This is a genomic window from Streptomyces sp. NPDC030995 (genome assembly GCF_055571215.1).
Genome location: NZ_JBVIFS010000001.1, coordinates 208,090 through 222,160, shown reverse-complemented (window position 1 = coordinate 222,160; position 14,071 = coordinate 208,090). Strand labels below are relative to the sequence as shown.

Here is a 14,071-nt window from a genome sequence, read left to right as displayed (position 1 = left end):
CCGCCCAGGAGGCGGAGGGCCGTCGGCACGGCTATCTCAGGTGGTCGGGCCCGAAGGCCTGCGGCAGCATCTCCGCCAGCGGGAGGACCCCCTTCGGGGTCTCCACCAGCAGTTCCGGTCCACCGAATTCGAAGAGCAGCTGTCGGCAGCGGCCGCACGGGACGAGGATCTCACCCCGGCCGTCGACGCAGGTGAAGTGCGTCAGGCGGCCACCGCCCGTGGCCTGGAGGGAGGAGACCAGGCCGCACTCGGCACACAGGCCGAGCCCGTAGCTCGCGTTCTCGACGTTGCAGCCGACGACCGTCCTGCCGTCGTCGACGAGCGCGGCGACACCGACCGGGAAGCCCGAGTACGGGGCGTAGGCCCGGGACATGGCGTCCCGGGCGGCCTCGCGCAGGGCCTCCCAGTCGACCGTGGGCGCCGCCGTCACTTGCCCTGGCCCTTGCGGTACGGCAGGCCGTCCGCCTTGGGCATCCGCAGCCGCTGCGCCGACAGGGCGAGCACCAGCAGCGTCGTCAGGTACGGGGCCGCGTCCACGAACTGGCTCGGCACCGAGTCCGTCGCCGCGTACCAGAGGAACAGCAGCGCGGCGAAGACCGCCGAGACGCCGGCCTGGACGTACTTCTTCTTGTAGAGCTGCCAGGCGCAGACCAGCACCAGCAGGATCGCGATCAGCAGCAGCATCGCGTGGACGTTCTCGGCGCCACCGCGCAGCTTGAGGCTGTCGATGAAGCCGAACAGGCCCGCGCCCATGGCCATGCCGCCCGGCATCCAGTTGCCGAAGATCATCGCGGCGAGGCCGATGTAGCCGCGACCGCCGGTCTGCCCCTCCTGGTAGATGGGGCTGGCGACGATGGACAGGAACACGCCGCCGAGGCCGGCCAGGCCGCCCGAGACGATCACGGCGATGTACTTGTACTTGTAGACGTTGACACCCAGCGACTCCGCGGCGACCGGGTTCTCACCGCAGGAGCGGAGCCGCAGGCCGAAGGTGGTGCGCCACAGGACCCACCAGGTGGCGGGGATCAGCAGCAGCGCGAGGATCGTCAGCAGCGAGATCTCGGTGACCAGGCCGCCGATGACGCCGGCGAGGTCCGAGATGAAGAACCAGTGCTTGCCCTGGAGGTCGGACATCCAGTCCGAGAGGCCCGGCACCGTGATCTTGGTGATCGGCTCGACCTGCGGGGACTGCTTGGAGGAGCCGCCCGGCGCGTCGGCGAACGTGAAGTTCGACAGGTACTGGGTGAAGCCCAGCGCCAGGATGTTGATGGCCACGCCGGAGACGATGTGGTTCACGTTGAAGGTGACCGTGATGATCGCGTGCAGCAGGCCGCCGATGGCACCGCCGAGGATGCCGAGCGCGACGCCCGTCCACGGGCCCCACTGGTAGCCGGCCCAGGCACCGAACCAGGTGCCGAGGATCATCATGCCTTCGAGGCCGATGTTGACGACACCGGCGCGCTCGGCCCACAGGCCGCCGAGGCCGGCGAGGCCGATCGGCACGGCCAGCGAGAGGGCGCCGGAGACCTGGCCGACCGAGGTCAGGTCGTTGGCACCGCTGATCAGGCGGACCAGCGAGACCAGCGCGAGGCCACCCGCGACGATCAGCATGATCCAGGGCAGGGTGAGCTTCTTGCGGCCGCCGGACTTCTTCGGGGCGGCGGCCGTCGCGGAAACGGTGCTGGTGCTCACGCCGCGACCTCCTTCTCGGTCTTGATGGCGTGGCCTGCGGCCAGTTCCTCGCCGACCTTCTGCTGCTGGCGGCGGATGCCGTAACGGCGGACGAGCTCGTACGAGACGACGACCGCGATCACGATCAGGCCCTTCATGATCGTGCCGATCTCCTTCGCGTACCCGGCCTGGTCGAGCGAGGCCGAGGCCTTGTCGATGAAGGCCATCAGGAACGCGGCGAAGAGGATGCCGATCGGGCTGTTGCGGCCGAGCAGCGCGATGGTGATGCCGGTGAAGCCGACGCCCACGGGGAAGCCCAGGTTGTACGTGTGGGTCTCGCCCAGCAACTGCGGCATGCCGGAGAGACCGGCGACCGCGCCCGAGATCAGCATCGAGGTGATGATCATCTTCTTGGCGTCCACACCGGAGGCCTGGGCGGCGGACTCGCTGGCGCCGGTGGCGCGCAGGTCGAAGCCGAAGCGGGTGCGGTTGAGCGTGAACCAGTAGACGATGCCGAGGGCGAACGCCACGAAGGTGAAGCCGTAGATCTCCAGGCCGTCACCGATCGTGAGGGCGGGGAACCAGCCGGACTCGGCGATCTCGCCCGTGGTCAGGTCGTTCGAGCCCTCGGGCTGGACGCCGAGGTTCTTCGGCAGGATCAGCCAGGCGATGAGGCTGGTCGCGATGGCGTTGAGCATGATCGTCGAGACGACCTCGCTCACCCCGCGCTTGGCCTTGAGCACACCCGCGATGCCGGACCAGAAGGCACCGGTCAGCATGGCGACGAGCACGATCACGAGGATGTGCAGCGGCCCGGGCAGCGTGACGGCGGTGCCGACCAGCGCGGAGATCATCGCGGCGAGGCGGTACTGGCCGTCGACGCCGATGTTGAAGAGGTTCATCCGGAAGCCGATGGCCACGGCCAGGGCTGCCAGGTAGTAGGTGCCCGCCTGGTTCACGATGAGGACCTGGACGTCCTCGTAACTGGCGTTCTCCACCATGAGGCGCAGCGGCTCGATCGGGTCGATGCCCGTCGCCCCCAGCACGATCATGGTCAGCGCGAAGGCGGTGACCAGCGCGAGCACGGGCCCGGCGAAGCCGAGGATCAGCCGGTCCTTGTCGAATTTCTTCATCGGGCCTCGTCCTCCGGTGCGTCGGTACCGGCCTCGGTACCTGCGGCGGAGTGGTTGTCGGTTGCTTCCAGGTGCCCGGAGGCGGCGCCCGTCATCGCGGTGCCGAGCTCCTCCGGGGTGACGGTCGCCGGGTCGGCGTCCGCGACCAGGCGGCCGCGGTAGATCACCCGCAGGGTGTCGGACAGGCCGATCAGCTCGTCCAGGTCCGCGGAGATGAGCAGGACGGCCAGGCCCTCGCGGCGGGCCTCGCGGATCGCGTCCCAGATCTGCGCCTGCGCACCGACGTCCACACCGCGGGTGGGGTGGGCGGCGATCAGGAACTTCGGGTTGTGGCTCATCTCGCGGCCGACGATCAGCTTCTGCTGGTTGCCGCCGGAGAGCGAGGCCGCGGTGACCTCGATGCCGGGCGTGCGGACGTCGTACTCGCGCACGATCCGCTCGGTGTCCTTGCGGGCGGCCTTCGGGTCGAGAATGCCGCGCTTGGAGTTGGGCGCCTCGGTGACGTGGCCGAGGATCCGGTTCTCCCACAGGGAGGACTCCAGCAGCAGGCCGTGGCGGTGGCGGTCCTCGGGGATGTACCCGATGCCGGCCACGCGGCGCTTGCGCGTCGCGGCGGTGGAGATGTCACTGCCGTCCAGCGTGATCGTTCCGCCGTCCGGGATGCTCATGCCCATGAGGGCCTCGATGAGCTCCGTCTGGCCGTTGCCCTCGACGCCCGCGATGCCGAGCACCTCACCCTTGTGGATGGTGAAGTCGATGCCGGCCAGTACCTCGCGGACGACACCGTCGGGGTCGGTCGCGGCCAGCCGCAGGCCGTCGACCTGGAGCATCGGGGTGGTGGTCACCGTGGACTCGCGGGTCTCGGGCGACGGCAGCTCGGAGCCGACCATCAGCTCGGCGAGCTGCTTGGTGGTGGCGGTCTTCGGGTCCGCGGTGCCGACCGTGGTGCCGCGCCGGATGACGGTGATGTCGTCGGCGACCTTCAGGACCTCGCCCAGCTTGTGCGAGATGAAGATGACGGTCAGGCCCTCGGCCTTGAGCTCGCGCAGGTTGTCGAAGAGCGCGTCCACTTCCTGCGGCACGAGCACGGCGGTCGGCTCGTCGAGGATGAGGATCTTCGCGCCGCGGTAGAGGACCTTGAGGATCTCCACGCGCTGCCGGTCGGCGACACCGAGGTCCTCGACCAGGGCGTCGGGGCGCACGCCGAGGCCGTACGCGTCCGAGATCTCCTTGATCTTCTTACGGGCCTTGGCGCCGATGCCGTAGAGCTTCTCGCCGCCGAGAACCACGTTCTCCAGGACGGTGAGGTTGTCGGCCAGCATGAAGTGCTGGTGCACCATGCCGATGCCGCGGGCGATGGCGTCGCCGGGGCTGGTGAAGGAGACCTGCTCCCCGTCGATGGCGATGGTGCCCTCGTCCGGCTTCTGCATGCCGTAGAGGATCTTCATCAGGGTCGACTTGCCGGCGCCGTTCTCGCCGATCAAGGCATGGACCGTGCCCTTGCGGACGCGGATCGCGATGTCCTTGTTGGCGACGACGCCGGGGAAGCGCTTGGTGATGCCGTGCAGTTCCACGGCGGGGGGCGGGCTGGACGCGTTGATGACGCACTCTCCTTGGCGCGGAAGGAGCGGAAGGCAGGGGGACAGGGCAGAGATCGACCGGGCGGGTGGCGGGAGCTGGACGGTATCGCGTCCACGATGCTTCTACGCGCGTAGCTCTGTCGGAAGTGAAAACTTGCGGCCACACAGGCCACTTGGTCACGAAACGTGGCTCGGGGCCCGGGAGCGATCGAGACCGCTTCCCGGACCCCGGAGACCAGGACTACATGTCAGAGACGGCCTTACGGCGCGGTCTTGACGGTGATCTTCTTGGCGATGATGTCGGCCTTGGCCTTCTCCACCGCGGCGATGACGTCGGTCATCTCCTTGTACTTCGGGTTGGAGTCGGCCAGGCCGACGCCGTCCTTGTCCAGGCCGTAGCGGATCTCACCGGTGGTCGGCTTGCCGTCCTCGACCGACTTGATCAGGTTGAACACGGCGTCCGCGACGTCCTTGGTGACCGAGGTCAGGATGGCGTCCTTGTACTTCGCCAGACCGGCCTGGTTGTACTGGTCGGAGTCGACACCGATGGCCCACTTGCCCTTGGCGGAGGCGGCCTCGATGGCACCCGAGCCGGCGAGACCGGCGGCGGCGTAGACCACGTCGGCGCCACCCGCGTCGAGCTGACCCTGCGCGGCGGCCTTACCGAGGTCGGGCTTGGAGAAACCGTCGAAGTTCGGCGGCTGGGTCAGGTAGGCGGAGAGCACCTTGGCGTTCGGGTTGGTGTCCTTGACGCCCTGCGTGAAGCCGGCCTCGAACTTCTTGATCAGCGGAACCTCGACACCGCCGATGAAGCCGACCGTGCCGGTCTTGGACACCTTGGCGGCGGCGACGCCGGCCAGGTAGGAGCCCTGCTCCTCGTTGAAGACGAGGTTGGCGATGTTCGGACCGGTCACCGAGGTGTCGTCGATGATGCCGAACGTGGTGTTCGGGAACTTCGGCGCGACCTTCTTGATGGCCGGGGCGTAGGAGAAACCGACACCGATGACCGGGTTGTTGCCCTTGCGGGCGAGCTCGGTCAGGCGCTGGACCTTGTCGGCCTCGCCCTCACCGTCGGTGGGCTCCGCCTCGGCGCCCTTGATCTTCAGATCGGTTTCGGCCTTCTTCAGGCCCGCGTAGGCGGCGTCGTTGAACGACTGGTCGCCGCGGCCACCGATGTCGTACGCGATGGCGGCGCTGGCGGCGGCCTTGGTGCCGTCGGAGGACGTGGTGTCCGAGGACTTCTTACCGCCACAGGCGGTGGCCGAGAGGGCCAGCGCCGCGGACGCGATGCCCACGGTGGCGATCCTGGTGATCCGGCGCAAGGGGAGGCTCCTTCAAAACCTGACCGAAGCGCCACGACCGGCGCTGGTTTCGCGGCGATCGTAACGCGCGTAGATGTCAGTTAAAGGCCCGTTCATGAGTCGTTATCGGATCGTCGTGAACCAGACAGTGACCGATTGGTAACTCCTCACGCGCCCAGCCCTTGTGTACCAAGGGCTGGACACGTCTGCCGGGAGACCCGCACATGTTGTACGGAGTTTGCCCCGGCCTTTACCTGGCGGGCCCGGCGCGCCGCCCGTCCAGCAGCGCCGCGGCCGTGAAGAACTCCACGCCGACGGCGATCGCGGACTCGTCCACGTCGAAGTCGCCGCGGTGCAGGTCACGCTTGGCGGTGTCCCCGGGTGCGCGGACGCCCAAGCGGGCCATGGCGCCCGGGACGTGCTCCAGGTACCAGGAGAAGTCCTCCCCGCCCAGGCTCTGCTCGGTGTCCTCGACCGAGTCGGCGCCGCAGCGGGCCGTCATCGCCTCGCGCAGCAGTTCCGTGCTCACCGGGTCGTTGACCACCGGCGGCACCCCCCGCACGTGGTTGATCTCGAATTTGGCCCCGTGCATGGTCGCGATCTCGTCGATCGCGGCGTGGATCATGTCCGGCGCCTCGTGCCAGGCGGCCAGGTCCAGGCACCGAACGGTTCCGGACAGCTCGGCGTGCATCGGAATGACGTTGCAGGCGTGCCCGGCCTCGATCCGGCCCCAGGTCACGGACATGCCCGAGCGGGCGTCCATCCGGCGGGCCAGCAGGGCCGGTGCGTCGATGGCCACCCGGGCGGCGGCCGTCACCAGGTCGGTGGTCAGGTGCGGCCGGGCGGTGTGTCCGCCGGCGCCGGAGAGGCTGACCTCCAGCCGGTCGCAGGCGGAGGTGATGGGACCGGGCCGCAGGCCGATCCGTCCGGCGTCGACCCGGGGGTCGCAGTGCACGGCGATGATCCTGCCCACCCCGTCCAGGACCTCGGACTCGATGGCGTCGGTGGCCCCGCCCGGGAGCACCTCCTCGGCGGGCTGGAAGAGCAGTCGTACGGGGCGGGGCAGCAGCCCCTGGCGGTCGAGTTCGGCGAGCACGAGGCCCGCGCCGAGGACGACGGTCGTGTGCACGTCGTGGCCGCAGGCGTGGGCGCGGTCGGGGAAGGTCGATCGGTACGAGACGTGCGTCTTGGCATCCGGGATGGGCAGGGCGTCGATGTCCGCGCGCAGAGCCAGCATGGGACGGATCCCGTCCCATGACCCGACGTCACAGATCAGGCCCGTGCCGGACTTCAGCACCCGTGGTCGCAGGCCGGCTTTCTCCAACCGGGCCTTGATCGCCGCCGTGGTGCGGAATTCCTGGTGTCCGAGCTCCGGGTGCATGTGCAAGTCCCGGCGGAAGGCGATCAGTTCGGTACGCAGGTGGTCCGGAAGTTTGCCGGGCAGCTCGGGCCGGTCGGACGCGGCGGGCTGGGCGGTCTGGGACTCGCGGGACATCAACTGGTTCACCCGTTGAAGGGTAGGCGCACGAATGGGTCAACTGGCCGGGGATCACGAAAAGTTCATGCCGTTAGGGGAAAGAAACCCGGCCTCTGGACGCATGACGGGATGCACGCGGGGGTAAACTCGCGCGCTCATCCGGCCGTGGAAGCCGTCTGGGCAGGGAGTCTGCGCACATCACGAGCGGTGTCGGTGACCCCGGCGAGGAAGCTGCGGGCACGCGGGGAGGCGGACCCGGTGAGCCAGGAGGGGTCCACATCGCATACGGCGACGGTGACGCCCGTACCGGTCAGCGCGTACGGCAGGGTGTGGACGACCGTGGACGGAAAGCTGACGATCGTCCGGCCGACGGGACCGCGCCGCGCGATCAGCTCCAGCGGCAGGTCCGGGCGTACGATCTCCAGCCCGGTCGCCCGGCTCAGCGCACGCAGCTTCTCCGGGGACTCCCGGCGGTGCGCGAAGTAGCGGGTGGCGCCGTGCTCCAGGGTCAGGGCGCGCACCGCGTCCAGGTATCGGTCCGGGTCCACCACACCCGTCTCCACCAGCGAGGTGCCGACCAGGTCGGTGCCCTTGGTCAGGCGCGGCGGGCCGAACCGGGCGCGGGTCCAGGCGAAGTCGTTGACCCGCAGCGTCATCCCGCCGTGCGCGGTGACCGGCATCGAGCTGAACACCTCGACGCGCCGCCCGCTGCCCCGGGGCGGCGCGAAGCGGCGCCGCGCGGTCGCCGAGACGGGTGCGTACGCCAGCTCGCGCACCCGGCCGGGCAGCCCCCCGCCGCCGACCCGGTGCCAGCGGACGAGGCGTTCGCCGCGGGCGGTCTGGGCGACGAACTCCATGGTGGCGGTGCCGTCGTCGACCACGACGAGCTCTTCGGCGCGCACGAGCGTGAGCAGCAGCTGCACGTAGCGCGAGAAGGGATCGCCGACGACGACCGTGCGCGCCGCACGTACGTCGCGGGCCAGCGCGGCGAGCGCCTTCAGCGGCGCGAACCGGCTGCCGCGCGCCTCCTGCCACCGGACCTCGTACCCCTCGTCCCGCGCCAGCGCGGCCATCCGGCGCAACTGGCCGCGGGACATGGGGTCGGTGGGCGGCAGGACGACGATCCGCGTCCGCGGTGTGCCCGCGCAGCGGACCTGGCGGGGAACGCCGTCGAGCAGGGGGCGTCCCTCCGCCGGGACGGTGCTGCGGGCGTGGGCCCACTCCAGCACGTTCAGGAGCTGGACCGGACTCTCGACGAACGCCAGCGTGGGGCCGGAAGGGGTCACCGCGTACTCCTTGTCTGGGTGGGGCGGACCGCAGGTCAGACGGCTGCCAGCTCGCCCCGGACGCGGCGGAGCTTCTTCATGGGGCCGAGCTCGGACTCGTAGACCCGCTTGACCCCGTCGCCGAGCGCGGTCTCGATGGTGCGGATGTCGCGGACCAGGCGGGCGAGGCCGCCGGGCTCGACGGAGGCCGCCTGGTCGGAGCCCCACATCGCGCGGTCGAGGGTGATGTGGCGCTCGACGAAGGTGGCGCCGAGGGCGACGGCGGCGAGGGTGGTCTGCAGGCCCGTCTCGTGGCCGGAGTAGCCGATCGGGACGTTGGGGTACTCCTCCCGGAGGGTGTTGATCACCCGCAGGTTGAGCTCCTCGGCCTTGGCCGGGTACGTCGAAGTGGCGTGGCAGAGCAGGATGTTGGCGCTGCCGAGCACCTCCACCGCGTGGCGGATCTGCTGCGGGGTGGACATCCCGGTGGAGAGGACGACGGTGCGGCCGGTGCCGCGCAGGGCGCGCAGCAGCTCGTCGTCGGTGAGGGAGGCGGAGGCCACCTTGTGGGCGGGGACGTCGAACTTCTCCAGGAAGGCGACGGCCTCGGTGTCCCACGGGGAGGCGAACCAGTCGATGCCGCGCTTGGCGCAGTGCTCGTCGATGGCGCGGTACTCCTCCTCGCCGAACTCGACCTTGTGCCGGTAGTCGATGTAGGTCATCCGGCCCCAGGGGGTGTCGCGCTCGATGTCCCACTGGTCGCGCGGGGTGCAGATCTCCGGGGTGCGCTTCTGGAACTTCACGGCGTCGCAGCCGGCGTCGGCGGCGGCGTCGATGAGGGCGAAGGCGTTGCCGAGGTCGCCGTTGTGGTTGATGCCGATCTCGCCGACGACGTAGACGGGGTGGCCGGGGCCGGCGGTGCGCGATCCGAAGGTACGGAGGCGGGAGTCGGGCGTGGAGGTCATGGCAGGGGGCGTCCTTCGGTGCGGGGATGCGAGGGGCAGGGGTGCGAGGGGTGTGGGCTGCGGGTCGGGGCGTGCGTCGGGGCGTGCGTCGGGGTGTGGGTCGAGCAGGGGGGCCAGGAGCCGGGCGCGGGCCAGGTCGTGCGGGTCGTCGATCTCCAGGACCCGCGCGGGATCGGTGGCGACGGGAAGGACGCGGCCGAAGAACCGGTGGCGGGCGGTGCGGAAGCCGGCGGCGTCCATGGCGTAGGCGGCGCCGGTCTCCAGCAGGTCTTGGGGGCGGTCCTGGCGGCGGGGGCGGTACGTCGTCTCGTGGTTGACCCCGGTCCCGGACCCGTCGGCGTCCTCCCGCCAGAGGAATCCGTGGAAGGGGGCCACGGTCAGGGCCGAGTCGGCGGCGCCGGTGGCCACGGTGGCGGCGACGGCCTCCACCTCCCCGGGCGTCAGGAAGGGGCTGGTGCACTGGACGAGGAGGACCACGTCCACGGTGAGGGAGTGCAGTTCCTCGAAGGCGGCGAGCGCGTGCAGGACGGCGGCCTCGCTGCTCGCGGTGTCGCCGGAGATCGCGGTCGGGCGGGCGATCACGTCGGCGCCGGCGGCGCGGGCTGCGGCGGCGATCGCCCCGGAGTCGGTGGAGACCACCACGTCGGTGACGGTCGGCGCGGCGCGGCAGGCCCGGACGGCGCGGGCGACGAGCGGGGTGCCGGCGACCTCGGCGAGGTTCTTGCCGGGCACGCCCTTGGAGCCGCCGCGCGCCGGGATCACGGCGAGGACCCTCACAGTTCCCCCAGCCTGCGGATCGCCGGGGCCACGCGCTGCACTCCGTGCCGGTACGCCCCGCGGGCGGCCTCGCGCAGGTGGGCGCGGAGCCGGCGGCGCAGCCGGGACTCCCCCGCCTCCTGGCGCACCGCGCCGGGCAGCGGGGTGCCGTCGGGTGCGAGATGGTGCCGGGCGAGGATCCCGGGCAGGTACCGGGGGGCGGTGGTGAGCGTGTAGTACGGCGCCGGGGCGGGCAGTCGGGCCGCGGCCACCAGCCCGGCGACCTTCGCCCGGGCGACGGCGTACGCGTCCCCGCCCGCGGCGGAGCCGGCGGCGGGCCCGGGCACGTCCGCAGCGGCAGGACCGGCCGTGCCGACAGGTCCGGCCGGACCGGCCGGGCCCGGGAGGACGCCCTGGGCCGCCAGCCAGACCGGATCCCCCTGCGGGAGCAGGCCGGAGTCGAGCTGGTCCCACGAGGCCAGGCAGCCGGAGCCCAGGAAGTGGTGGTTGCCGAGGGCTTCGCGGATGCCGAGGTCGGTGAGGATCGCCGTCGGGATGGACCGGTGCAGGGACTCCAGGGCGGCGGTGGAGGACACGGTGACCAGCAGGTCGGTGCCGTCCAGGACCTCGCCCATGTTCCCGTACACCAGGCGGCAGTTGGCGGGCAGGCCGCCCGGGATCCGCTCTGCGAGCCGCTGGTACGGCAGCTCCTCCAGGTGCGTGGTGTGCTCTCCGGGCTTGCTGCGCAGCTTGATCAGCACCTCGCGGTCCGGGTGCAGCCGCGCGTGCCCGGCCGCCCGCTCCAGCAGGTAGGCGCGGTCGGCGCGGCTGTCGGGGACGGAGGGCTGGACGGCGAAGACCACGGTGTGGGCCCTGCTCCCGGCCGGTTGGTACGGCTCCCCGCCCAGGAAGGGCAGCGCGGTCTCGGTGACGGCGCCCGCGTCCGCGCCGACCCCCTCGTACACGGCGCGGAAACGCTCGGCGTCGTGGCGGGAGTTGGCGAGGACGAGGTCGGCTCCGTGCCGCAGCAGCAGCCCGTCGGCGAGCTTCTCGTACACGACGCCCACGTAGCCGGTGACGAGTACGGGGCGTTTCGCCGGGGCGGGCCACAGCGCGCGGGCCCCGTGCAGGACGGCCTGGACGGCTCCGCCGACGAGCGCGAGGACGACCACGTCGTAGCCCTCGCGTTCGATCCCGGCGAGGAACTCGGCGCAGGTCACCTCGGTCAGCCGGTCGGCCGTCACCCCCACCTCGCCGAGCTGGCGCGCGGTGGGTGTGGCGCGGCCGCGCAGCAGGTATCCGGTGAGCTGGTGGTCGGGCACGAGACGGCGGGCGGTGAGTGCGCCCCATTTCCATCGCGTATCGGAATCGGCGAGTACGGCGACGCGTTTGCGTTCTGGCACGCGGCAGAACGTATTCCGGGATTTCGGTGATCGGCCCAACGAGCGCACAACAGCGGGTTAACAACGCGTCGACGAAATGCGAAAGCGTGCGGGTTAACTCGCCCGCCCCGCGCCGTTCACGTGGAATCCGCGTCCGGGCCACAGTGAATGCCGGGCGGCGCCCTAATGTCTCGCAGGTGCCCAAGCTCTCTGTTGTCGTGCCGTTCTACAACGTGCAGACATACGCACCGGATGCCCTGAAGAGTCTCGCGCTCAACGCCCGGGAGGATTTCGAGTTCCTGCTCGTCGACGACTGCTCGACGGACGGGACGCCCGACCTGCTGGAGCGGGCGGCGCGCGAGCTGCCGGGGGCGGTGCACCTCAGACACGGGCGGAACGGCGGCCTGGCCACCGCGCGGAACACCGGTCTGGACGCGGCCCGCGGCGAGTACCTCGCCTTCCTGGACGGGGACGACTGGCTGGCCCCCGGCCACCTGGCCCGCACGCTGGCCACCATAGAGGCTCTGAGCTGCGATTTCGTGCGCACCGACCATGTGAAGTGCACCGGCCGGCAGCGGAGCGTGCAGCGCGTCCCGTACGGCCCGGAGTCGGTCGTCGCCGATCCGCGCACCGCGATCCTGCCCGCCGACCGGGCCACCTCGGTGGACTATCCGTACGCCTGGGCCGGCATGTACCACCGGCGGCTGCTGGAGCGCGGGGTGCTGCACTTCACCGACGGCCTGCGGACGGCGGAGGACCGGCCGTGGATCTGGCGGCTGCACCGGGAGGCGGAGTCCTTCGCCGCGGTCGGACTGCCCGGAATCTTCTATCGGCGCGGAGTTTCCACCTCGCTCACACAGATCGGGGACGAACGGCAGCTCGATTTCATCCGAGCATTTGATCAAGTCCTCGCGGACACCCGCACCGACCGGGAATCCGAGCTGCTGCTCCCGAAAGCCGTCCGAACGTATTGTGCAATTATCGCGCACCATTTCGGATCCATGGAAAGGTACGAACCGGCCGTGGCCAGGAAACTCCGTTCGATGAGCGCGGCCGCGCTCGGCCGCATGCCCCAGGACGTACTTGACCAGGTCCTGGACTCGATGGACGCCGAACGCTCCACCCTGCTGCGCCGCCTGCGCCCGGCCCGTCGCACCCCGTCGGGGGCGACCGTCTGATGCCCACCCAGATCTTCCTGGCCTCCACCCTCTACGGCGCCGCCACCCTCGCGGCCGGCATCGACGCGGGCGGCTTCCCGCCCGCCGACCGCCGGATCCTGCTGACCAGCAACCACGCCGTCACCGCCGAGGTCACCCCCGGGGTCGCGGACATGCCGGGCTTCGCCGCCCTGCGCACCCGCTTCGACGAGGTGCTCGACTGGAACCGCGTCATCGAGCCGCAGCACCCGAGCACCTGGGCCCCCCGGGCGGAGGACGTCCCGCTGTGGGAACGGCAGCTGCGCGCGCTGTGGGGCCTCGGCGAGGACCGCGTCGAGCTGATCGTGGAGTCCCTCCAGGTGCCGCCGGCCCAGACCCTGTGCCGGCTCTTCCCCGGCGCCGCGGTCGACGTCTACGCCGACGGGCTGATGAGCTACGGGCCCACCCGCTTCCGGCTCGACCCGCAGATCGGCATGCGCGTACGGCGGGTGCTCCACCTGGACCTGGTGCCGGGGCTGGAGCCGCTGCTGCTGACGGAGTTCGGGGCGCGGGCGGAGCTGGTGCCGGCGGAGTGCTTCCTCAAGGTGCTCGCGGAGCTGCCCTCGCACGGCGCGGACCTGGACGGCGTCGGGGACGCCCCGGCGCTCCTGCTGGGCCAGTACCTGTCGGCGCTCGATCTCATGTCCCCGGACGAGGAGGAGGAGCTGCACGCCTCGATGGTCCGGGGCGCGTACGCGCTGGGCCACCGCGAGCTGGTCTTCAAGTCGCATCCCAGCGCCCCGGCCGCGTACTCCCGCCGGGCCGCGGCGGAGGCCGAACGGCTCGGCGCCCGGCTCACCGTGACGAGCACCCCGGTGCTGGCCGAGGCCCTCTACCAGCGGCTGCGCCCGGCGCTGGTCGTCGGCTGCTTCTCCACCGGCCTGCTGACGGCCGCCACGCTGTACGGGCTGCCCGTCGCGCGCACCGGGACCGACGCCATACTGGCCCGCCTCACCCCGTACCCGAACAGCAACCGCGTGCCGCTGGCCCTGGTCGACGCCCTGCTCCCGGACCTCGCGGACGCCGAAGCCGTGCGCGCCTGGACGCCCCCGTCGCCCGAGCAGGTCCGGGCGGAGCCGGCCGGGCTGCTCACGGCCGTCGGGTTCACCATGCAGCCGCAGATCCTCGCCGCGCGCAGGCCGGCGGCCGAGGCGTATCTGGCCGGGCACCTGGCCCCCCGCACCTGGCGGTACTTCACCCGCCGCCGGCTGACCGCCCTCGGCCTGCCGGGCGGCATCCCGGCCCGGCTGGCGTTCCTGCCCCGGAGCCGGGCGGTGCGCCGGGCCGTACGGCGGCTCGGGTGGCTGCGCCGCGTCCTGCGCTGACGGCCTTGACCACGGCCTCG

11 protein-coding genes and 1 pseudogene are annotated in these 14,071 nt (G+C 71.3%); 2 read left to right on the top strand and 10 right to left on the bottom strand.

The genetic code is table 11. The annotated features are described in order from the left end of the window. Positions 1 to 31 precede the first annotated feature (31 nt). The 10 genes and pseudogenes from ACZ45T_RS01080 to ACZ45T_RS01035 form a co-directional block, all read right to left on the bottom strand. Complete coding sequence (locus tag ACZ45T_RS01080) at positions 32 to 430, bottom strand: cytidine deaminase (RefSeq protein WP_468436089.1); 399 nt, start codon at positions 428 to 430, stop codon at positions 32 to 34. Beyond that, on the bottom strand, positions 427 to 1,692 hold the full coding sequence (locus ACZ45T_RS01075) for an ABC transporter permease (protein ID WP_468436087.1): 1,266 nt from the start codon (positions 1,690 to 1,692) through the stop codon (positions 427 to 429). The genes ACZ45T_RS01080 and ACZ45T_RS01075 overlap by 4 nt, the downstream gene beginning before the upstream one ends. Then, on the bottom strand, positions 1,689 to 2,804 hold the full coding sequence (locus ACZ45T_RS01070) for an ABC transporter permease (protein WP_468436085.1): 1,116 nt from the start codon (positions 2,802 to 2,804) through the stop codon (positions 1,689 to 1,691). Before ACZ45T_RS01070 ends, ACZ45T_RS01075 begins: the two co-directional genes overlap by 4 nt. Then, positions 2,801 to 4,378, bottom strand: coding sequence for an ABC transporter ATP-binding protein (locus ACZ45T_RS01065; RefSeq protein ID WP_468436083.1), 1,578 nt, complete (start codon positions 4,376 to 4,378; stop codon positions 2,801 to 2,803). The genes ACZ45T_RS01070 and ACZ45T_RS01065 overlap by 4 nt, the downstream gene beginning before the upstream one ends. 266 nt (positions 4,379 to 4,644) lie before the next feature. Beyond that, positions 4,645 to 5,706 carry a BMP family lipoprotein gene (locus tag ACZ45T_RS01060; RefSeq protein ID WP_468436081.1) on the bottom strand — a complete coding sequence of 354 codons (1,062 nt, stop codon included), beginning with the start codon at positions 5,704 to 5,706 and terminating at the stop codon, positions 4,645 to 4,647. A 229-nt stretch (positions 5,707 to 5,935) separates the two neighbouring features. Further along, positions 5,936 to 7,180, bottom strand: a complete 1,245-nt coding sequence (locus ACZ45T_RS01055; protein ID WP_468436984.1) for an amidohydrolase — start codon at positions 7,178 to 7,180, stop codon at positions 5,936 to 5,938. A 137-nt stretch (positions 7,181 to 7,317) separates the two neighbouring features. Then, positions 7,318 to 8,487, bottom strand: a complete 1,170-nt coding sequence (locus ACZ45T_RS01050) for a hypothetical protein (RefSeq protein WP_468436982.1) — start codon at positions 8,485 to 8,487, stop codon at positions 7,318 to 7,320. After that, entirely contained in the window at positions 8,484 to 9,392 is a 909-nt protein-coding gene (locus ACZ45T_RS01045; RefSeq protein ID WP_468436980.1) for an N-acetylneuraminate synthase family protein, read from the bottom strand. Before ACZ45T_RS01045 ends, ACZ45T_RS01050 begins: the two co-directional genes overlap by 4 nt. Before the next feature lie 405 nt (positions 9,393 to 9,797). Continuing rightward, a pseudogene (locus ACZ45T_RS01040) lies at positions 9,798 to 10,154 on the bottom strand (cytidylyltransferase domain-containing protein); the annotation flags it as partial. Positions 10,155 to 10,165: 11 nt separating this feature from the next. Next, entirely contained in the window at positions 10,166 to 11,551 is a 1,386-nt protein-coding gene (locus ACZ45T_RS01035) for a DUF6716 putative glycosyltransferase (RefSeq protein ID WP_468436079.1), read from the bottom strand. Between the two features lie 176 nt (positions 11,552 to 11,727). Here ACZ45T_RS01035 and ACZ45T_RS01030 point away from each other — a divergent pair, with 176 nt between their 5' ends. Beyond that, a complete protein-coding gene (locus ACZ45T_RS01030) occupies positions 11,728 to 12,708 on the top strand; it encodes a glycosyltransferase family 2 protein (protein ID WP_468436077.1) in 981 nt (326 codons plus the stop codon). Continuing rightward, a complete protein-coding gene (locus ACZ45T_RS01025) occupies positions 12,708 to 14,051 on the top strand; it encodes a polysialyltransferase family glycosyltransferase (protein ID WP_468436075.1) in 1,344 nt (447 codons plus the stop codon). Before ACZ45T_RS01030 ends, ACZ45T_RS01025 begins: the two co-directional genes overlap by 1 nt. Positions 14,052 to 14,071 lie beyond the last annotated feature (20 nt).